Source organism: Paenibacillus sp. 19GGS1-52, from assembly GCF_022369515.1.
Classification (GTDB): Bacteria; Bacillota; Bacilli; order Paenibacillales; family Paenibacillaceae; genus Paenibacillus_AQ.
Genome location: NZ_CP059724.1, coordinates 4,092,130 through 4,114,569, shown reverse-complemented (window position 1 = coordinate 4,114,569; position 22,440 = coordinate 4,092,130). Strand labels below are relative to the sequence as shown.

The following is a 22,440-nucleotide window of genomic DNA, read 5'->3' as shown; positions in this document are numbered from 1 at the left end:
TGGATGAATTCAAAATTATCATTTGGCTGATTTAAAGCCATACTTGAGCATAATGCGATCTTCCAATCTTTTGAAGCACAAATGATCTGACAGGGTGCCGATAACAGCGATGATAATGACAACACAGAGAATCGTTGCGGTATCGCCTATGCTGCGGCTGTCCTGTAGGGTCTGACCCAAGCCGAGACCTTTGGCAATCAACTCACCAGCAGTAAGTGCGCGCCAAGCAAACGCCCAAGCTACACGAACTCCGGTGATGAGATGTGGGAAAGCCGCTGGAAGCATTACCTGAAAAAACATCTTAAAGCCACTGCCCGTGCCCATCATCTGTGCCGCTCGTAAATGGATGGTGGAGATATTCATAATGCCAGTTCGACTGGCCATGGACATGGTCCAGGTAGCGCCGATGGTGGTGATGAAAATGACGGAGGTATCGTTCAGTCCGAACCAGATGATGGCGAAGGGCAGCCAGGCAATGCTAGGAACCGTCTGCAGCGCAACTACCAAGAAGCCAAAGGTTTCATCGAAATAACGATAACGGGCAAACAAGAAACCCAACAGTGTACCAATGCCAATCGCCAGCACAAACGAGATCAACAAGCGGCGCAGACTGGAAAGAGTGGCTTCCAGCAAATTCCCCTGCGAAAATCCATCGTAAAAGGCTTGATAGGTCTGTATGGGAGAGGGGAACTTCCAGCCCCATTGAAAAACTCGATAGCCCAGCTCCCAAGCGATCACTAGAATAACTAGAAATAGTATCCTTCTAAATGCTGTATTCATGATCGATCTCCCCCTGGACGACTTTATCCAGTTCATCTGTCAGAACTGCCAAGATTTTAGTTTCGAGAGAATGGATCAAGGGATCATCAAGCGCATGCGGGCGGGCGGCCTGAACGGCGAACTCCTGTTTAATCCGACCCGGCTGAGTGGACATGACCAGCACACGTTCAGACAGTAGAATAGCCTCGCGAATATTGTGGGTGATAAACAAAATGGTTTTTCGCGTTTTCTGCCAGATTTCCTCCAGATCTTTTTGCAAAATATAACGGGTCTGCTCATCCAGTGCTGCAAAGGGCTCATCCATTAATAAAATCTCCGGGTCCATGACCAGCGCTCTGGCGATGGCTACCCTTTGCTTCATCCCACCGGACAGTTCATGTGGATACCGTTCCACAAACTTGCTTAAATGCACGGCTTTAATCTGCTCATAGGCCAGCTCGTAACGGTCTTTTTTGGATAAACCTCGCTGCTTTAATCCAAAGGCAACATTGTCCAGTACAGTTAACCAAGGGAATAATCCATGCTCTTGAAAGACGACAACCCGGTCAGGACCCGGAGATGTAATGCTCTGCCCGTTCACAGTAATCGAACCCTCGTACTGCGTCTCAAACCCGGCGATCAGGTTTAATAAAGTTGATTTGCCACAGCCGGAGGGGCCAACCAATGACACAAATTCCCCACGTTCCACTTTGAAGGATACCTGATCCAGTACGGTGTAGTTTTCTCCTTTTCGCTGCTTGAATGCTTTGCTGACCTTGTTGATTTCGATCATATGCTCACCTTCCTGCCTAAGAGCGCCTCTTTAAATATCTGTGAAAAAGCGACTTGGATGATAAATGATAATTTTCTTATTGTTGTAGTCAATGAGTGCTTTCTCACGCCATTTATTCAAAGTTTCAGTGACCGTCTGTCTGCTGCAGCCAATCACATAAGAGATCTCCTCATGACTTAGCTGCAATTGCAGTTCGATTTGCTCGTCCTTCTGTGTGCCCATTTGGAACAGGAACCAAGCTAGTCTCCAGGCTACAGGCCGACTGATCAATGTCTCAACCACATTTTGCGTCTGCAGCAGTCGATGCGCTCCGATAACAGCTAAGGAATAAGCGAACTCAGCGTTGCTTTTGGCTAATTCCAGGAATATACGCCCTTCTAAAGTGATGATCTGACAATCGACCAAACACTTGGCATAACGTTTGCGTTGGAGATTCGCCAACAGTTCTGCATTTCCAAAGATCTCACCAGCATAACGAAGAAAGAGGGTGATGCCTTGACCTTCCTGTGAGGATTGTGAAATCTTTACTAAGCCTGTGTCTACATAAAAGACGGCATTAGCTGGATCATTCTCTAAAAAGATGAATTCATTCTTTTTATAGGCTTTTGGAGTTCCATATTCGTGAAAGGCACGGAGAATGACCTCTTTAGTCCCATTCTTATCTAAAAAATCGCTTGAATCATGGATTGAATCCATCCGTAGGTCACCTCTTATAGGTAGAGTCTCTGCTGCGTTTAATCATAGTAAACTTATGTGATATATGTATATTAGCACAAGATAGAGGCAAAAAATGTCGTGTAGCTGACAAAAGTACGAATTATTCAAGAATCCATTGACAATTACACAGTTATCCTATAGGATTTAAAAAAACACAACTGACTGATCGATCAATCGGGGGAGTGATATGGATTGCCTATAGATGAAACCAACGGAAACATAGATCGCAAATCGCAGTTGATGCAGATTGCCCTAAAGAAATTTGCCCGGAACGGATACCATCAGACGAAAATATCTGACATCGTTCAGGAAGCGGGCGTAGCCCAAGGGACCTTTTACTGGCATTTTAAGAGTAAGGAATCCATTGCATTGGAGATTATAGAAACGGGCAAGGAACAACTGCTGCAAGCTATCGCTCAAGGCTACCGTCAAGATCCCGGAGATATAGCGGACATGGTTCAAGCTTCAGAAGCGCTGTTCCACCGGTTGTTCGATTTCGCCGCCGAGAATCGCCATCTTATGGAGATCCTCTTGATGGGGAATGGAGCTGATCAAACGATAAGGAACAGTATTTCCAACACTCGCAATGCGATGGAGCAAGCTTTTCGCCGTAATATCGAAAGAGCGATAGAACTGAAAATGCTGCCGGAGGGAATAGAGATAGAGCTTCGCGCGGCTTTGTTGATGAGTATGTTTGACGGTTTGATCTCGCGTTGGTTATTTGGCTCCGAAGAAATTCATACTAAGGTTGCGAAGGCGTCTGCCCAGCAATTAGCTAGTGAATTGGCTAGTTTTGAATTTTACGGACTGTTGGGAAGAATATAGATAAAGGGAGAGAAACAATATGATAAAACGTAAATTTGCCGTGGTTACAATTACAGCTCTAGCAGTGTTCGGTCTGGTTCTAAGCGCTTGCGGAGGGAACTCCGACGCGGGAACGAAAGCCACAAATGAACTGGAACAAATCAAAGCAGCAGGTGTGATCAAGGTAGGTACAATGGGCACCTATCCGCCGTATACCTTTTTGAATGAACAGAAAGAAGTAGATGGCTTTGATCCTGATATCGCTAAGGAAATTGCCAAACGTCTTGGAGTGAAAGCAGAGTTCACGACTCAGGATTTCTCCGGGCTGATCCCAAGTCTGCAAGCGAAGAAATTCGATATCGTTATTAGCCAAGTTACGATAACGGATGAACGCAAGGCGCAAATCGATTTCACGGATTCTTACATCACGAACAATGTCAAGATCATCGTCAACACCAACAATACGGATATCACGAAGCTGGAAGACTTTAAGGGCAAGACGATTGGGGTTGGACTGGGAACAAACGATGAAACTTACCTACGTACTGAAGTGCTGCCGAAAGTCGGTAAATTTGAGATCAAGACATATGATGATGTTATTACCTCACTGAAGGATCTGGATGCAGGCCGTATTGATGCTACCATTAATAATCTCTATGCCCTGAAGCCGATTGTCGATGAGAATGGCTTTGAGATTAAAGCGGTTGGCGAAGCGATCAAATCGGATATGGCGGGTGTAGCTCTTCGCAAGGATAATACGGAGCTGCGTGATGCCATGAATAAAGCATTAGCGGATATGAAGGCTGACGGCACATACGACACTCTTTTCCAGAAATGGTTCGGTGAGGCACCCGCAAAATAAATATTGGAGCGTGCGCCCTAAGGCGGGAAGGGGATAATAACCTATGCAACTCGTGTTCGACAATCTGCCCTTCTTGCTGAAGGGCGCAGGCTATACCTTATTATTGACGATTGTCTCTATGTTCTTCGGTCTGATCATCGGACTAGTGGTGGCTGTCGCCCGGCTGAAAGGGAATCTGCCGATTCGGTGGATTGCCCGTTTCTATGTATCCATTATCCGCGGAACTCCGCTCTTGGTGCAGATAGTGATCATTTATTATGGGCTTGTGGATTATGGAATTACGCTTGGCTCCCTGACAGCAGCCTATATTGCGCTTAGTGTGAATGCTGGTGCCTACTTGTCTGAGACGTTTCGCGGCGCCATCCTGTCTGTCCCGAAGGGACAGCTCGAGGCTGCTTATTCAACGGGAATGACACCATGGCAGGCGATGCGCAGGATTGTGTTGCCTCAGGCCATGCGGATTGCCATTCCACCTATGGGGAATACGTTTATTGGGATGCTGAAGGAAACCTCACTCGTTTCGGTCATCACGGTCAGCGAACTGCTGCGTCAAGCACAGCTACTCATTGCCCAATACTATCAATATATGCCTTTTTATCTGGGAATCGGGATTATGTATTGGATCATGAGTACAGGGCTGGCCTTCATTCTGGAGCGGTTTGAACGGAGATTAGCCAAAGCTTACTGAACATGGAGATGACGTTAACATGATAACGACTACAGGCTTATCCAAGCATTTTCAAGATCTTGAAGTGCTGAAGAGCATTAATATACAAGTAGCTGCAAAAGATATTGTCGTCGTCCTAGGACCGAGCGGCTCAGGCAAAAGTACGCTGCTTCGCTGTCTGAATGGTCTGGAGGACATCTCGGGGGGCAGCTTTGAAGTGAATGGAATCGTGGTGGATGCCACAGCATCTAGACGTTCGCGACAGCTGGCCACTCGAAATATCCGCAAGCAGAGCGGGATGGTCTTCCAGCAATTTAATCTATATCCACATAAAACAGCGCTCGGCAACGTGATCGAAGGTTTGATCACCGTGAAGAAGCTGCCGAAGGACCAAGCCGTAGCTATGGGCCGGAAGCTACTCTACCGTGTAGGACTGGCAGATCGTGAGGATTCCTACCCTTCCCGACTCTCCGGTGGGCAACAACAAAGAGTGGCGATTGCCCGTTCGCTGGCTATGGAACCCGCAGTAATGTTGTTTGATGAACCTACTTCTGCGCTTGATCCCGAGCTTGTAGGAGAGGTGCTGAGCGTAATGCGTGAGCTGGCCCAGGAGGGCATGACGATGCTGGTCGTGTCGCATGAGATGAAGTTTGCCCGTGAAGTGGCTACCTCAATCATTTTTATGGCTGATGGAAGTATTATTGAAGAAGCCGCTCCGCAGCGGTTTTTTGAAGATCCACAAGAGGAACGGACGCGGAAATTCTTGCGTCAGATCAGTGAAATTTAAGGAAGAAGGTTATATAAGTGAAAGTATCGACAACTTGGAATGGCAAACGGATGTTCACTTCTATGGGTCCTTCCGGTTACTCTGTAGGGATGGATGCAACTCCTAAATACGGCGGAAACGGTGAAGGCATGACCCCAATGGAATTGCTGCTGGCTGGTTTGGGAGGCTGTATGGGCATCGATATCACGATGATTCTGGATCGGTTCCTGCCCGGAATCACCCGACTCGAAATTGAAGCGGATGGAACGCGCAAAGAAGTAAGTCCTTCCGGATTTACGGCGATTGACCTGAACTTTCATATCGATGGGGACGTGCCCGATTATCGACTCTGGAAAGCCATCCTGATGGCAGAAGAGAAGTACTGTGCCGTCTCCGATTCACTCAAAGCAGACATCACCTTGCATCTAATTCTCAATGGAGTAGAGGTAGAGAAACCTGAGAAGCCAGAGAAAGCAATCTAATGTTATAATCAACTCTTGAGTGAACAAGAGGAGTGAAGAGACTTGAGCGTTATCCGCATGGAGAATGTCACTAAGAAATATGAAGATACCCTGATTTTTCGCGATATTTATTTTCGGGTAAGTAAAGGGGAACGGATTGGTCTGATCGGGCGCAATGGTGCTGGCAAATCAACTGTGTTTAAGCTAATTATGGGGAAAGAGGAACCAACAGCAGGGAAAGTGGAGCTGGACCCTCTAGTGAAGATCAGTTATTTCTCCCAATTCTCGGAGCTAAGCGGCGGCTTGTCTGTGCAGCAGGAGTTGGAGCTGTGCTTCGAGCAGGTTGCGCTTATTGAGAAAGAGCTGCAGGAGATTGGCGAGCAAATGGGCCAGGTTACAGAGAATGATGACATGGATAAACTCTTGGAGCGGCAAGCAGAGCTATTTGATCAAATGGAGCATTTGGATGGCTGGAATGTCTCCGTCGAGATTAACACGGTGCTGACCAAGCTGGGTTTTGATGAACGGTCGCGCCATCAGCCGGTTGACGAGTTGTCCGGAGGTTGGAGAAACCGTGCAGCCTTGGCCAAAATTCTCATAGAGATGCCAGATGTGGTATTGCTCGATGAGCCGACTAACTTTTTGGATATGGAAGGTTTAGTGTGGTTGGAACAGTGGTTGAACCGCTTTAATGGAGCGATGATTCTAGTCTCACATGACCGGCAATTTATCGACAGAGTCGTGACGCGCACGATTGAAATTGAGAATTATCATTTTCAGGAGTACGAAGGCAATTATACCGATTACGTGCGGAAGAAGAAGATGCGCAAGAAGGTGCTGGACCGCCAGTTCGAATGGGAAGAAGAGTTGCTAATCATGGAGAACGAAGCGATTGATACCCGTGCGCAGAAAAAAACCTCCAAAGATCGGCTTTCCCGCAAGCTAGCGGATATGAAAAAACAGGTCGAACCGCATCCTGTAAATGTGCTTATTACGGATATCTATGAGAATCTGCGATTCCCTGACCGATTATGCGAAGTCAAAGGAATCAGCCAGACCTATGATGGACGCTCGATCTTCCAGAACATCAGCTTCGATATTCAGAAAGAGGATCGTTTGGTGATTGTCGGACCGAATGGCAGTGGGAAATCCACGTTGATTAAGGTACTTACGGGGCAAGAGCAACCTGAATCCGGTGCGGTTACTTGGGAGCGTGGAGTTAGCTATGCTTATTTTAATCGGATGTGGGACGAGCTTGATCTCAAGGATACAGTTAGCCATGCTGTAAACATTTCCGGTCTTGGCTTAAATGCTACGCGCAAAAAAGTAAACAAATTCCTCTCCATGCTGCAATTTTCGGAAATGGATCTCAGCAAGTTCATTGGCAATCTGTCCGGTGGTCAGCAGGCCCGTGTAGCGCTTGCCAAATGTCTTCTCTCTGGCGCTGCTGTCATTATATTGGATGAGCCTACCAATCACCTGGATCTCACAAGCATTCAGGTCATGGAACAGGCACTGCTTCATTTCCCTGGTGCCGTTATTACAGTAAGTCATGATCGGTTCTTTATCGACAAAATAGCGACCAAGATGCTTACCTTCGATCCGGTGTTGGGGATCAGCGAGCAGAACGTATAGAGTGAACAGACAAAGGGCGGGGTTCCAGTAATCGGAACTCCGCCCTTCGTTATTTAGTGACTGGAAACCAATGGAATACTTTCGGTAGGCACATTAGAGAGCTTTAGCGTAGACTTACCATCAGCGTTCATTCGGTACAAATGTTCATTATCGCCCGCATTTATATAGTATATACTTGCGATATTATCAGTGAAAGCGACATTATCCCAAGTTACACCGATCATTTTGGTTAATGTCAAGTTGGCATTCAGGACATAGGCTCCGGTGTTTGTAAAAAAGACCGTACTTCCTATTTTATCACCATTTTTTAGGGTAAGGACTGAGTTGGCATTACTTAAGGGTAGTGCCTTTGTAGTGGTCACTTTACCGTTAGCTATAGTGCTTACATAGGTTTTGTTCTTGGAATCTACATAAGCAAACTTATTACCACCTAAATCGGCAATATCCTTAACTCCGGTTTGACTTAATTGAAAGGTTTTGCCGTTCTTGTCCATCAGGAATCCTTTGGCTTTGGAATAATCATAATCATCATTGGCTCCGAGAACCATTCCTTTATTGATTAGGTAATAGTCGCTAGCCCACATGCCCGAATAGGCGGCGTTTAGATCCAGTGGAGCTTTCGCATTTATTGCTTTGGGGCTTCCACCATTAAGGGGTAGTGTGTAAAGGACCATACAGTTGCGTGAATATTGTGTTTCTTCTGGCTGTGTATTTACCAAAAGGTATAAGTTTGTGGTATTAATATGGGCGTAGTTAGTATTAGGAATGACTCCCTTGGCAATCCATTGAACAACTCCACTGCCGTCTTTAGCTTTGGAGGCCACCCAGCTCGTACTGCCCTCTTTCAATGCATTGTAATAGATTCTGCCCCCAACGATAGTAAAGTCAGGATACTCTGTATTCGCTGAATCCGCAATCAATGTAGCCTCATCATCATTTTCGACGTTAGCCAGTGAACGGTAAATGCCGCCCTGATCATCCATGAAATATAAAAAACCACCATCTAGTTTGTAATTAATAATTTTGTTGTCGCCACCAACGCTGGTGATCAGGGCTTCAGGGTCGGTTAGGGACAAACGCTGCAGGTCCGTTGAGTTCTCATCATATGTAAAGTAGAGATAATTGCCTGACGATTCAAGTCCTGTTCCTGTAAAATCTTCACTGATTTTCTGGGCGGCACCTCCGCCGGTTCGTACCCGGTATAAATCACTGTCCGTTACGTAATAAACATAACCTTCTAATGAAGCCGCTGCTGAGGCGACTTTTGGTTTCAAACCTCCTCCTGTTGTTCCAATCATTGCTAACGCAATGATCAGTAATGCAAAAAATGTTCTTTTCAAATACAGACGAGACCGTTCCATTCACAAGCTCCTTTTCAAAAATAAAATTATGTATAATACCCTATTAAGATATCGGTCATTGGAGACAAAATGTAATAAATCGGAAGACCCATAATATTCCTGGTAGATGAGCCCTAAGAACTAATATTCACTCTCATAATGTGAAATATTTTCTATTTATCTACTAGAAAAACATTGAGAATATGATAAAGTTATGAAGGATTATATGTAGAGGGGGAAATTGGTAAATGAAATATTTCAAGTGGAGCCTAGCTGCAGCAATTGCAGTTGCAATAGCGATTCCGGGACCTGTCAACACCGCGCAGGCAGCAGAGTCGGCTATTGTTGACTATGATCGGGGAAACTATTTGCTGAGTGATGGCTCAGTCTGGATTCAAGAAGTAGACAGTGAAGGCTATCAGCAGAAGAACTATAATATTGCTGAACTTCAGGGCGGTTACGGCCTGACCAAGGACGGTAAGCTGATGTTGCTGTGGGGAAGTGACGCGCCTAAATTACTACCGGATCAAAGTGGCTTTATTCAGATTAATGGAAACTACGCGCTGAAAGCTGATGGCACGGTATGGACCCTTGACGGTGAGCATTTAACGGACTATTCCGATATTGTAATGATCAGTACGCGAGATGGTGGGCTTGTAACCTTGTCCCGGTCGGGGGAACTGAAGGCTAGCAACATGTTTGGCAAAAAAGTAGATCAATTTAATAGTGCCTCTGAAGTTTCATCCATTGCCGCTGGACTAGTAGACAAAGTTGCGGTTGTACTTAAGTCTGGTAAAGTAGTTCTGTATTCCCGTTATCTTTTTGATAAAGACGATCTCACCAAATATATACCGACAACGGTGACGGATAACGCAGCAGATGCCATGTTTGACGGAAATGGCAAGCTAGTAGTTCTATTAAAAGATGGCACTGTCTCGACTACCAGTTCTTCCAGTAGTGACGCGTACAAACTGATTAAGACGTATTCCAAGCTTAGTGGGGTTACGGGACTGGTTGCAAACTCGGGTGATTCGATTATCATCCGTCAGCAAGATGGCAGCTTGGCAGCATACGATACCAAAACGGATCAGTTAGAGATGCTAGTACTTCCCGGCATTACCGATTTGACCTTTCAAATGGATGCAACGGATTTAACTATTGGTGATAAGGTTCCGGTGCAAATATATGAAAATTGGTCCAATGGTTCGTCCAAGCGCATACCGCTGGCTGAAGCAGACCTTGTCATTGAGAAACCATACTTATTGCAAAAACAAGCGGACGGCACGCTAAAAGCAACAGGGGTAGGGGAGACGAAAGTGACTGTTCGTGCAGGTTCAGCCTCCAAAACAATAAACGTCTCCATCAGTGCGGAATATACAATTGACCATGGAGCCTTTATTAAAGGCACTATGTATTTGCCGGTGCAGGCAGTGTTTCAGACAATGGGAGCCACTGTTCAAGCTAATGCCGCTACCAAAATATTCAGTATCAAGTTAGGTGCGCTGCCCATCCAGCTTCAGTTAGGCAGCGATGTTGCCGTAGTGAACGGAACAAAGGTTAAAATGACGGGCAAGGTACAGACTGTTGACGGCACAGCTGTATTTCCGGCATCGCTGTTGAAGACGGCACTTGGTGCCCAATTAAATTGGGATGGAACGTACCAGACGATGATAGTCAATTTCGGCAAAGCTGAGCTGTCCGTGCAGACGAAGCAAACGGACCAAATCGTTAAGAAAAAAGCGCAGGGGAATCTCGCCAAGCTGATCGGAAAAACCTACTGGATCAACAATTTCGACTCCAATTATCGCTTTCAAAAAGTGACCATTGTCGATGTCCTGCCAGATTATAAAGGTCGGTATGCCATCGCCTTGAAATTCCCTTCAGGTAAAATTCTGAATTCCTACGAGATGTCAGGAGAAGAATTACTTCAGACTCTTGGCAATAAGCAATATTTCTTCACAGTCGATCCTTACAAGACCTATAAGTATTCTGATGCCATTTGGGCCAAGATAAAAGCAGGTAAAATTTCTACGGGCATGACCAAGCAACAAGTCGAACTAAGCTGGGGAATGCCAGTAAATAAATCTGCGATGCAAGGCAGCGGAATTCAAGTGGAAACCTGGCAGTACGCTTATTATAATTACGTAACCTTTACAAACGGTGTTGTCTCGATGATTTACACAAGCTGAGGCCATGTAGCACGCTACCACTGCAGCAAAAAGGACGCCCTTTTGGCATAACGCCGGGCGTCCTTTTTGCATTCTGTTAACCAGTTACCCGCATTATTTACCGGCGTAGAATAGCAAATATTCGCTCTCGTGTGTTCTCCAGTAGTTATCTTCATGTCCGCCGGGTGATCGGTGATATTCCGATTTGACGTTTTGGCTTTGCAGTTTTTTGTAGAGAGCCTCGGTACCCAAATAAAATTTATAGCTGTCCTCATCCCCGCAATCGAGATAGACAGATAATCCCTGCAAATCTTGAGTTTCCGCAAGCAGGATAGGATCTCTTTGCGCTCGAATCTCGTCAGTTGGATAGAGCCAATATTGGAGGTCACCAGTATTTGTCCAATCGTCTACCCAAAGTCCAGGACTATGACCCCCTACTTTGCTGAATAATTCAGGGTGTGTAAAGGCATTATACAGGGCTGCCCATCCACCCATCGACAATCCACCGATATATCGGCTTCCTCTGATCGCATCAGTACTAAAGTGACTGTCCACATATTGAATAAGGTCTTTAACCAGGTAATCGCTATAATTGCCCGCAGATGTAGAATTAAATCCATAGCTATTGTCGATTTGGGGAGTTACAATGATCAGCGGTTTGATTTTGCCTTCAATCTGCAGCTTATCCGCGGTTTTATCCAACCCAAGGCCTGACAACCACATCGTTTCATTGCTGCCATATCCATGAATTAAATAAAGGACAGGATATTTATTCTCTGATTGATAACCTATGGGCAGATAAATATTAAATCTCATATCCTTGCTTAAAGCTTCGCTGTAAAAGGTAATCTTCTGAACATTGGGTAAGGTTGACTCTGTCGACGCATTAGTCGGTTCATTGATAACTGCTGCAGTTGCAGTAGTTGTTTCTGCCTGTTCTTTATTGGAGCAGCCAGAGACTAATGATCCCAAAAGTAGAATACATGTAATAGCCATATAACCCATCTTCATAACAATCCCCCTTGTCTTCGTATGTGTACAGACATTACCCAAATATTACTATTTCCTTCATCTTCTCATAGGAAAGGTACTTAAACAAGGTTGGTGTATACGGGAATCAGGTGAAATGCTACTAGGTATTCGTATACAAAAATCTAGCTTTGTATAAATTACGCTTGAAATCGCTAACAACTAGAATTATAATAGTGACATCGAAACGATTCGAGTAAAAGAACAACGAGACAAACTTACTAAGCCTGAATAGTTATGGATCAAATCTGGCGGACTGTAGAGCCCCTATAACGCATATGGGGGAGGTTGGAAACAGGAAGCGGACTCAGAAGACACTATTGAAGCAAAAACAGGTTCTTTAGGGATGGAATTGGGTCAATAACGTCACTGGTGTCCGTCAAATCCTCAAATCGCCTGATTTCGAACAAATAGGGGCTTCTCAGTCCGGTGCACTGTATCAACCCCTGATTTTGAGATAGATCTATATTCTTAGTCAATGTTATTTGATATTTTAAACAATATTTTTTTTGGAGATAATCGAAACGTTTCGATGAAAGGGTTCTATTAATGAGCGTCATAGTTTTATTGTGGGGAAAGGTTGATGTGAATGGCAACGATTAAGGATGTGGCCAAGCTGGCAGGCGTGGCGCTGTCGACGGCTTCGTATGCGCTTAGTGGTGACAGCAAGGTTAGTGCCGTGACTAAAGAAAAGGTACTAGAAGCGGCAAGACAGCTGAACTATCAGAAGAATGGTTTTGCCATGGATCTAAAAAGAAGCCGAACCAATACGATTGCGTTGATCTTGACGGATTTGTCCGGTCCGTATTATTCGGAACTGATCCGCAGTATACAGGATGTAACGTTGTCCCACTCGTATGATCTTATCGCTTGTAGTTCGATGGGCGGAAAGGATTCAACGGCAGTTCGATTTTTGCTGGAAAAAAGAGTGGATGGCGCCATCGTGCTGGCCCACAATATAACGGATGAAATTTTACAGGCTGCGGCGGGCAGTCGCTTTCCAATTATCGTGATGGATCGTTTAATTTCCGGGGAGGGGCTTATCAACGTAGTGGTCGATGGCGAGCAGGGGGGTTACAGCGCAACCCGTTATCTGATTGAAAAAGGCCATAACACCATCGCCTACATTAGCGGCCCTGCCAATTCATACAACAATACGCTGCGTTATCAAGGATATTTACGGGCGATGCACGAAGCTGGACTTGAAGAAAAAGCAAAATGGAAGTTAAGCGGCAGCTTTATCCGTGATGGCGGCTATAAGGCGACCCAGATGATGCTGATGCAGGGTGAGCTTCCCTCAGCTATCTTTTATGCTAATGATGAAATGGCGGTCGGCGGCATGAAGGCGTTCGAAGAAGGCGGAATTTCCGTACCCGATGAGATTTCAGTGATTGGATTCGATGATATTCAATTGGCTGAGTATATTCAGCCTCCGCTGACAACGATCCGACAACCGATGTATGAGTCCGGTTCTTTGGCGGGTCACCTGTTGTTTCAGAAATTGAATGGCGAAACTGTAAATGATTTCTACAAGCTCAAGATTGAGCTGATTGAACGCAAGTCGGTCACAACTCACAGTTAATCGGAGATGATTCATGTTGGCTTTTGTTCAAGTATCACTATTCTCGGAAACACTGGGCATGTCAACGGAAGTTAATGCAATGATTCCACTGAATGCTCCGCTCCGTGCCGAACGTGGTGGAAAGCTGCCCGTTATGTATCTGCTGCACGGACTGGGAGGCGACCATACGGAATGGACACGTCAATCCGCTATTGAGCGTTATGCTGAAGACAAAGGGTTGGCACTTATACTGCCACGCGTGGACCGCAGCTATTATACGGATATGAAGCAGGGCGGGTCCTATTTCACTTACTTAAGCCAAGAATTGCCGAAATTGGTGCAGAAGCTTTTTCCAATATCCAGCAGGAGAGAGGATACTTTCGTAGCCGGTATCTCGATGGGGGGATACGGGGCCTTCAAGCTGGCACTCCGCCATCCGGAGATTTATGCGGCAGCAGCGAGTCTGTCTGGCGGTGTAGACATTGTTGGGCGCGTAAGCGGTCCGAATGGTTTTCATATAGGAGAAGTGGAACGGATCTTTGGATCTGTAGGCGAACTTCAGGATAGCGATGATGATCTGTTCGCTCTATCTGACAAGGTTGCCCTTATGGGAAATCAGCCCTTGTTATTCCAGTGTTGCGGTACGGAAGATTTCTTATATGACGGCAATCGTTCATTTCTGGAGCATGCCAGACAAATAGGCCTTCAAGTCACCTATGAAGAAGGTCCTGGTGAGCATGAATGGGGCTATTGGGATCGACAGTTGCGACGGGTGCTGGACTGGCTTCCGCTGTAAGTGAGAAGGCAACAATAATGACAGAATATTAGCGGCGTTAAGCCGCCAAGAGATAAGGGAGTGCGAAGAAATGACAACGATCACAAGTTCCAAACGGTCTCTTCAACAAGCCGGATTAACCTTTACGTTTCTGGAAAGCGGGGACCTCTATCAGGCATTCGGTGGCAAGATGATGATCAATCAGCTGCTGTCCAATGTGGTTGACGGAGCGCCAGGGAATCTGTACATTAGGTTGCATCTACAGGAAGGTATTCAAGCGTTTCCACTGCTAGGTGTCAAATCGGGCAGCCGTTTCCGCCAGGATGGCGACCGCCTGGTATGGCAGGGGGAGATTCTTCCTGAGCAGGCAGGTCAAGAACTTAAAGAAATCATCCGCTATCAGGTAATATTTACGCTGGCGGAGAATGGAATCTGGTTCTGGGATGTAACGGTTGAAGGCACAGATGTGCTGTTGGATATTATATATACGCAGGACGTAGGCATTGCCTCTCCCGGTGCAGTCTTGAGCAATGAAGCCTATTTATCCCAATATATCGATCATACTGTATTTGAAGATAAGGAAAAAGGATATGTGGTCTGCTCGCGCCAGAATCAGCCGCAAGACGGCAAGTTCCCGTACCTTCAGCAGGGATTACTCACAGGAGCAGCCGGATATTCCACCGATGGTTTTCAGTTCTTCGGATTATCTTATAAGGAAACAGACAGACCGGAGGCATTATTTCAGGAGAGACTAGCAAATGAAGTCTACCAATACGAATTTGCCTATACGGCGCTTCAATCTGGTCTAATAGATTTGAATGGTCAAGCCCGCTTCACCTTTTACGGACTCTTCCGTGAAGATCATCCCGCCGCGATCTCGGAGCTTGAGTATCAATCCTCTCTGCACCAAGCTTGGGAGAAGATGCAGACTCTGGACAATGTATCCGAGAGTAGCGTTTGGTTGAATCGTGTGGCAGTGTCTCCGCAACTGGGTAGCCCCCTACAAACCGAGACGATGCTGGAAGAGGAACTGACTGCCCTGTTCCCACAGAGATTTGAGGAGGAATGGGCAGGCGATCAGTTATTAGCCTTCTTTACAGACACCTACGAACATGTCGTACTCAAGAGCAAGGAACTTCTCGTCGAACGTCCGCATGGGCATATTCTGATGAGCGGGGACAATGCGCGGCAGAACCCGGAAGTGATTTCAACTACCTCGTACATGTACGGTATTTTTAATTCTCAGGTCGTAGTTGGCAATACAAATTTCAATAAAATGATGTCTAATGCCCGCAGCGCATTGAATGTGTACAAAACGTCGGGTCAGCGCATTTATGTGGAGATGGATGGGCAATACCATTTGTTAACAATGCCTTCGTTATTCGAAATCGGCTTCAATTATGTTCGTTGGTATTATAAAACGGCATCCGAAACTTTGGTCATAACGAATCATACAACCATGGATTCACCGGAAATAAAGCTGCATGTTACTTCTGTAAGCGGGACAGCCTACCGCTTCCTGGTTAGCAATCAGATTACGATGAATATCTCCGAGTACGAAGTACCTTATCAAATGTCTCAGGACGCGAATGGTCGAATGCTGACATTCCGCGCTGAGAAGTCGGGTTCCAGCGCATCCGTATATCCGGATCTGGCCTACCGTATGATCTTGGATGGTGCGTCTTACCATCTGGGCGATGAGTCCCTGCTCGTAGAAAGATCGCTGCAAGGAGAGATCCAAGGAGCGGTAGATGGAATGTTGCAAGGTAGCTCTTCCCTTGTTGTCCTTGAACTAGATTCAAGCTCCGATTGGACTTTAACGGTGCAAGGAGTGCTGGATGGCAGAGAACTTCCATTCACTACTCATACGGTAGATGATGAGATTCTGCGTTACCGCGAATTTTTTGCCGACGTCATGAATGGCTTCAAGCTGACCAAGCAGGGCGGAGCTGAAGGGGAACTGTTCAAGGTTAACGCTTTGGCTTGGTGGTATACTCACAATATGCTCGTTCACTACTCGATGCCGCATGGACTAGAGCAGTACGGCGGTGCAGCCTGGGGTACTCGCGATGTTTGCCAAGGCCCAGTGGAATATTTCTTGGCTACTCACAACTACGAACAAGTGCGGGAGATCCTATTGCAGGTATTTGCCCATCAATATGAGGACGATGGCTCTTGGCCGCAATGGTTTATGTTCGACAAGTATGCTGGCATTCAGCAGGAAGAAAGTCATGGCGACATTATTGTCTGGCCACTTAAAGTATTGGGCGATTATTTACGGGTGACCCGCGATTATGCACTATTGGATGAGCAAGTTCCATATACACGCAAGCACAGCTTCGACTTCACGGAGACGACGGTTTCGGTTCGCGAGCATGCGATCAAGGAACTGGATTATATCAAATCGCATTTCCTGCATGACACGTACCTGTCCTCTTACGGCGATGGGGATTGGGACGATACGCTCCAGCCTGCAAACGCCCAATTGAAGCAGTATATGGTCAGTAGTTGGACGGTCGCTTTGACTTATCAAACGGTACTGGGGTTGTCTGGAGTGCTGCAAGGTGTAGATACTGGCTGGTCGGATGAACTGAAACAGCTAGCAGAAGGGATCAAAAGCGATTTCAACCAGTACATGCTGGGAACGGATGTGATTCCAGGTTTTCTGTTCTTTGAAGATCCGCAGGATGCCAAACTGATGGTTCATCCTGATGACAAGGAGACCGGTATTCAGTACCGCTTGCTGCCAATGACCCGCAGTATGATTGGCGAGCTGCTTACACCTGAACAGATGGAGTCGCATTACCAGCTGATCCAGGAGCAGTTCCTGTGTCCTGATGGCGTGCGTCTAATGAATCGTCCGGCGCAATATGCCGGCGGTGTCAGCCTGCACTTCAAACGTGCAGAGCAAGCGGCCAATTTCGGCCGTGAGATTGGATTGCAATATGTACATGCCCATATCCGCTTCGTGGAGGCCATGGCTAAGATCGGCAAACGCGATCAGGTATGGAAAGGGTTGGCTGTCATTAACCCGATTGGTATCCGGGATGCTGTGCCTAATGCAGAGCTGCGCCAGAGCAATGCCTATTTCAGCAGCTCGGATGGCAAATTCGCTACCCGTTACGAAGCGCAGCAGCGTTTTGAGGAACTGCGCAGTGGCAAGGTTGCAGTGAAGGGCGGCTGGAGAATTTATTCCAGTGGTCCCGGAATCTACATGAACCAGCTGATCTCCAATGTGCTGGGCATACGTGAGGACGGCGGTGACCTGATCATCGATCCTATCCTGCCGGATGAGCTGAACGGAACTCGTTTTGACTTTGAATTTGCGGGTGCTCCGACTGCCTTCATCTATCATTGCTCGGAGGGACACCTCCGTTCAGTAACGGTAAATGGCCGAGAGGTGCAGGCTGAGCGCTTGGATAATCCTTACCGTTTAGGCGGTTTGCGGATCAAACGGGCCGACTTTGAAAGTCTTCGTACCGCAGAAGGTACGGTTGTGGAGATTTATATGTAAGCAAAGTTCAACTGTAGTAGGAACAGACAGGTTGACATGGGGGACAATGGCTTGTGATCGCTTCTTTCCGTTAATCGGAAAGAAGGAGATTACGGGCTATTTTTCTTGGGTAACGATTCTCTAAATCATAGAATATTTTTATGTATACATAGAGTTGTGATTTACAATATACTGGGAAATGAGTGAGAAGATATGGGAAGAGGAGCATTTGCATGATTCGTAATTTCAAAAGAAAAATTGCCGTGTTAGGTATTATTGCGTTATGTTTTTCCAGTATTTATTCGGGCAGGTCCGCCGTTTCCAATGCTGCTGCCTTAGGTTCAGTTGTGTTGGAAACATCTATCGATACCGGTTCGAAGTTAGAAGCTATAAAAATGGATGATCAGAGAGGTTATTTGTATGCGACGGCCTATGAAACCAGTCAATTGCTGTTAATTAACAAAGATAACCTCCAAATCGAGAAAAGACTTGCTGTCGGAAGTCAGCCTAGAGGCATGGATATGATGAATAACAAGCTGTATGTAGCGTTAAGCGGTGCAACTTTTATCGCTGTTGTTAATTTGGATACCCAGACTCTGGAGGCACCTATTCCTACGAAAGAGAAACCTTACCAGGTTGCCGTGGATGGCAACAGCTTGTATTATGCCACTGGTGACCAGTGGTGCAACATTCATCGTATTGATTTACTTACTGGAAAAGATACGATTATTGAGAACTTAATTTATGAGCCGAAGCTGGTTGTTGACCGGGAAACACATCTTCTGTTTGCTGGGGAAGAGGGGATTACCAATCCAAGAGTTAGTGCATATCTTGCGACATATGGAGAAAAGATTTGGTCTAAACAAGGTGGTACGCCTCTGCTAGTAAACGATGGGAATATTTATGCCGGTTCGAAGCGCGATCAGCGGACTGGACGGATGATTTCCAGCAATATGGAAGGAATCTTGGCCATCGATGATCTTTATGTCTATACAAGGCTAGGTGTGTACACCAAAGATGAAGGCATAAACGTGGTCACCTACAGCGATAACAGCAATGATTATACCTTATTAATGGTGGTCGACCACAGCCGCAACGTTTTCAATAATGATAGTGGGACCACGGTCATACGCAAGCGATCTTTAAATTTGCCTACGGTTACTCCTAAGGCGATAGAATATCAGAATGGTCAAGATGTGATTTCATTAGACCACGGCCTAAATGCATTGGTTATGGGACAAAATGAAAAGTACCTATACGCTGTGTCGAAGGATACGAATCGACTGCTGCAAATTGACAGTGAGTCATTCAAGGTCATTGCTGATCGTTACATCGGCTCCTATCCAGTTGACGTTGACATTCGAAATGGGATAATATACGTTGCGCTAAGTGGCAGTTCACATATTGCCAAGATAGATACAGTGAACGAAAGCAACTTTATGGCTCCTATCACAGAACTTGAAGTCGGGGAACCAACCAAGGATGTTGCAGCAGGGATAGGCAAAGTCTATTATGTCAATTCTAGCTCTTGGGGTAATATCGGCGTATTTGATTCGGTTTATAAGAATTATCCAGTGAGCTATAGTACGCCACATCTAACGATGAATGCGGATTCGTCCATTCTATATATTGGTGAGTCAGGCACATCAAGAAGTCAGCTTTATAAGATGGATACTACTACTGGAGCGATTCTACAGCAGACTACAGATGGGGACAATAGTGGTACTAAGGAAATCATTGAAGATAGTGGATACGTTTATTATGGTGCGCGAAGATTAGCCGCAAATGATCTGAGCACGGTCTACGGACAATATAAGTACGGTTATTATTCCGCACACTTGTTATTCGCTAAAGGAAATTTAGTGCTGGGCACGGATGCCATCTATGATAGGGACACTTTTAATCCTATCTTTAAACTTCCCTTCACGGCAGGCTATGGGTATATTAAGAAAGATGGCAAGCTTATTCTGTTTACAGGAAATGGTTCTCAGTTTGTGCTTAGCAGGTTCGACAGTTTTGATAGCTTGAAGGGTGAATTGGTAGACGGAATGCGTCCTGTTGACGCCTTCTTTATAGATGAGGACTGGGACCCGCTTATGATCGACGGGGATTTGACGATAATTCCGGGTCCAGCAGCCGTGACCGTTAACAGCTACTGTATTCGTTATTATGATGCTTCCAATAATCCAGTAACTGGTGTCTTTGATGATTATATTCATAGTTACGAAAAACAATCAGACGGTTCATTTGTGCATAAATTGAGTAAATCCCTACCTAAATCGGTCAAAAGGATTGGAATCATTCCAGTTATATCAAAGGATTTTGAAAATAGTGTACTGCAACTAGACTCACAACGTATTATTCGACTTTGGGACTACGATACGTATTATGTTGAAAATCCTCAGCTGCTTGATTATGATACGTCTCTAGCTTCAATAGGAGGCAAAGTTAGCTTTGAGGCCTCTGTTGGGGAGATTTCCGGAGATAGCTATGAAGTATCTTTTGAAGGCGAGGATGGCAGCATTGGAGAACCTATTGGAATCATTGCAGGCTCAGGGCAAGCATACTATGTTCTGTCCATTCCACTAGGAACAATCATACCGGATGGAGCGATTGCAATCGGTGTTCATCTGCTGGATCATGATGGAAGCAGAGCGCCGGGATATTCTCTGGTGGAAATTCTGGATCGGATGACCCTAGCTCCACAACCTAGTCAGATTACAGTAGTAAATGCGCTAGGCGCTGCTGATTCCGTTAAAGTTGTTGGGTTAAATGCTGGTGATAGGGTTAGAGTGTATTCTTATTTTGGAGAGTTGTATGGTGAGAAAACAGTAGCATCCGGACAAACTTTAGCTGAAGTTAATGGTCTTAATCTCAGTGATGAGTTCAATGTACTACTGGTTACTGTTACTTCCCCTGGCAAACATGAAAGCTTCTATGTAGTCAAGGATTATCCTTCTTCCAACGGCAGTTCGGGTGGAGGAAGCCCAGATGGTGGAAGCCCAGGTGGAGGTAGTTTAGGCGGTGGCGGCGGTTTGCCGAGCATTGTCACACCAGTGGTGGACAAGAGTAATTCAAGCAAACTTGCAGTAACGGAAGTCAGTAAAAATGCAGACGGAAGCTCCGAAGCAATCATTAAGCTGGACGATAAGGTATTGGAGACTGAATTGGCCAATTGGAGTGGAAAAGCCAATACAATGACTATCCAGCTTACTGAGAGTGCCGATGTAATGAAAGTAACGCTTGGCGGAAGCCAATTAAGCAAAATTATTGGAAAAGATAAGGATGCAGTTCTACAGATCCAAGGCGCAGAAAGCGGGTTTGTTATTCCGGCTGGATTTTTTGGTGAGTCAGGTACTGACGCAGAGAAAACCGATTTTATTCTCACCATGGCTCCTTTAAAGGGCTTATCTGCCGAGGCGGCACAAAAGCTGCTAGTCGCCCAAAAGATTCAGCAGGTGGGTCAACCCTATGAATTCTCAATCAGCAAACAAATCTCCGGTGGAGCAGCTGTTGAGCTTACTACTGCAGACCGTTACATCGGTCACATTATTACGATCAATAAACCCGTACAGTCAGGAGAAACGTTATCTGCGGTAATGATTGATGCTTCCGGTGGACAAGTAATACCAGTTCCGGTTGTGTTCATGCAAGACGGTGACAAGATCACAGCAACCATATACCGTAAAGGAAACTCAGTCTATTCGCTAGTAGCAGGTCAAGGCGAATTTAAGGATGTGCCAGCCACGAATTTTGCCAAAACAGCGATAGACAAATTGGCTGTGCGCACGGTTGTTAAAGGGTATAGTGACGGTTCATTTAAGCCAGATACATCGGTAACCCGCGCGGAAGCAGCGACTATGCTTGTCAAAGCGCTTGGGATACTCCCAACATCTGGAACTTCCGGCTTTAAAGATGTCAAGCAGGGAGCTTGGTACGCCGAAGCAGTGACGGCGGCCGTTCAGGCTGGTCTACTCAAAGGATATACAGATGGCAGCTTCAAGCCCGACCAGACAATTACGCAGCAGGAAATGGTGGCTATATTGTATCAAGCACTTCTCTATGGAGGCAATCAGCAGAATAGTACAGGCTATGTAGTGAAGTTCGATACCTCCGCTGGATATAAGACTTGGTCCGCCGAGGCAGTGGATGTTGTGCTGAAAGCGGGTATTGTTAAGATCAAGGATGCTTTTAGCATACAAGCCAATAAGGTCACAACTCGCGCCGAAAGTGCCGAGATGATCTATCGAATGTTAAGCGCACTGAAGCTGATCTAGTTCAGCAGGGAATTGAAGTCATTTATATTAAAAGTAAAAGGGGCTGTCCCATAAGCCATGAAATGGCTGCTTGGGACAGCTCTTTTTTGGAGTCAGATAGACATTGCGCTTGTGAGGACGCTCCGCGAACGGACCGTTGTTTCAATCGCTGTGGTCTCCAGATTTTTTTCATTCCCCTTAGCGGTGAAAATCCGGAGACCAAGGCGAACGCTATCGCTTTTCCACAATCGTTCCGTCCTCTCCGCTGTTTAAGCGGGACTCGTATCTACAATCCTTCTAAAAATCATAAAAAAAGAAACCTTTCTTTGTTAAAATGGAAGTGCGACCAACCAT

General features: G+C 45.9%; 16 protein-coding genes. 11 read left to right on the top strand and 5 right to left on the bottom strand.

All coding sequences use genetic code 11. From position 1 onward, the window contains the following. Positions 1–18: 18 nt before the first annotated feature. The 3 genes from H1230_RS19250 to H1230_RS19240 are packed head-to-tail and all read right to left on the bottom strand — an operon-like array spanning position 19 to position 2,248. Complete coding sequence (locus H1230_RS19250) at positions 19–780, bottom strand: ABC transporter permease (RefSeq protein ID WP_239711529.1); 762 nt, start codon at positions 778–780, stop codon at positions 19–21. Then, the gene (locus H1230_RS19245; protein WP_239711528.1) at positions 764–1,552 is read right to left on the bottom strand and encodes an ABC transporter ATP-binding protein; all 789 of its coding nucleotides are present in this window, start codon (positions 1,550–1,552) and stop codon (positions 764–766) included. Before H1230_RS19245 ends, H1230_RS19250 begins: the two co-directional genes overlap by 17 nt. Positions 1,553–1,582: 30 nt before the next feature. Next, positions 1,583–2,248, bottom strand: coding sequence for a Crp/Fnr family transcriptional regulator (locus H1230_RS19240; protein WP_195724243.1), 666 nt, complete (start codon positions 2,246–2,248; stop codon positions 1,583–1,585). Positions 2,249–2,509: 261 nt separating this feature from the next. Between H1230_RS19240 and H1230_RS19235 the strand changes: the two genes are divergently transcribed. The 6 genes from H1230_RS19235 to H1230_RS19210 are packed head-to-tail and all read left to right on the top strand — an operon-like array spanning position 2,510 to position 7,464. After that, positions 2,510–3,094 (top strand): TetR/AcrR family transcriptional regulator, encoded by a 585-nt coding sequence (locus tag H1230_RS19235; RefSeq protein WP_239717410.1) that lies wholly within the window; start codon positions 2,510–2,512, stop codon positions 3,092–3,094. A gap of 19 nt (positions 3,095–3,113) precedes the next feature. Continuing rightward, positions 3,114–3,935, top strand: coding sequence for a substrate-binding periplasmic protein (locus tag H1230_RS19230; protein ID WP_239711527.1), 822 nt, complete (start codon positions 3,114–3,116; stop codon positions 3,933–3,935). A gap of 43 nt (positions 3,936–3,978) precedes the next feature. Further along, positions 3,979–4,623, top strand: coding sequence for an amino acid ABC transporter permease (locus H1230_RS19225; protein ID WP_239711526.1), 645 nt, complete (start codon positions 3,979–3,981; stop codon positions 4,621–4,623). A gap of 19 nt (positions 4,624–4,642) precedes the next feature. Further along, positions 4,643–5,389, top strand: a complete 747-nt coding sequence (locus H1230_RS19220; RefSeq protein WP_239711525.1) for an amino acid ABC transporter ATP-binding protein — start codon at positions 4,643–4,645, stop codon at positions 5,387–5,389. 17 nt (positions 5,390–5,406) lie between these two features. Then, complete coding sequence (locus H1230_RS19215) at positions 5,407–5,850, top strand: OsmC family protein (RefSeq protein ID WP_239711524.1); 444 nt, start codon at positions 5,407–5,409, stop codon at positions 5,848–5,850. 42 nt (positions 5,851–5,892) lie between these two features. Beyond that, positions 5,893–7,464 (top strand): ABC-F family ATP-binding cassette domain-containing protein, encoded by a 1,572-nt coding sequence (locus H1230_RS19210; RefSeq protein WP_239711523.1) that lies wholly within the window; start codon positions 5,893–5,895, stop codon positions 7,462–7,464. Positions 7,465–7,517: 53 nt separating this feature from the next. Here H1230_RS19210 and H1230_RS19205 read toward each other — a convergent pair whose 3' ends face one another. Beyond that, entirely contained in the window at positions 7,518–8,825 is a 1,308-nt protein-coding gene (locus H1230_RS19205) for a DUF5050 domain-containing protein (RefSeq protein ID WP_239711522.1), read from the bottom strand. Positions 8,826–9,052: 227 nt separating this feature from the next. On the opposite strand from H1230_RS19205, the gene H1230_RS19200 reads away from it, so the two are divergent. Continuing rightward, positions 9,053–10,993: a stalk domain-containing protein gene (locus H1230_RS19200; RefSeq protein WP_239711521.1), complete on the top strand. Its 1,941-nt coding sequence runs from the start codon at positions 9,053–9,055 to the stop codon at positions 10,991–10,993. 93 nt (positions 10,994–11,086) lie between these two features. Here the strand turns inward: H1230_RS19200 and H1230_RS19195 are convergent, their stop codons facing one another. Beyond that, positions 11,087–11,983: an alpha/beta hydrolase gene (locus tag H1230_RS19195; protein WP_239711520.1), complete on the bottom strand. Its 897-nt coding sequence runs from the start codon at positions 11,981–11,983 to the stop codon at positions 11,087–11,089. A gap of 607 nt (positions 11,984–12,590) precedes the next feature. Here H1230_RS19195 and H1230_RS19190 point away from each other — a divergent pair. The 4 genes from H1230_RS19190 to H1230_RS19175 all read left to right on the top strand — a co-directional run bounded on the left by H1230_RS19190 (position 12,591) and on the right by H1230_RS19175 (position 22,107). Next, entirely contained in the window at positions 12,591–13,583 is a 993-nt protein-coding gene (locus H1230_RS19190; RefSeq protein WP_239711519.1) for a LacI family DNA-binding transcriptional regulator, read from the top strand. 16 nt (positions 13,584–13,599) lie between these two features. Beyond that, positions 13,600–14,358: an alpha/beta hydrolase gene (locus H1230_RS19185; protein WP_239717409.1), complete on the top strand. Its 759-nt coding sequence runs from the start codon at positions 13,600–13,602 to the stop codon at positions 14,356–14,358. A 70-nt stretch (positions 14,359–14,428) separates the two neighbouring features. Further along, entirely contained in the window at positions 14,429–17,851 is a 3,423-nt protein-coding gene (locus H1230_RS19180; protein WP_239711518.1) for a GH36-type glycosyl hydrolase domain-containing protein, read from the top strand. 212 nt (positions 17,852–18,063) lie between these two features. Beyond that, the gene (locus H1230_RS19175) at positions 18,064–22,107 is read left to right on the top strand and encodes an S-layer homology domain-containing protein (RefSeq protein WP_239711517.1); all 4,044 of its coding nucleotides are present in this window, start codon (positions 18,064–18,066) and stop codon (positions 22,105–22,107) included. The last annotated feature ends 333 nt before the right edge of the window (positions 22,108–22,440 follow it).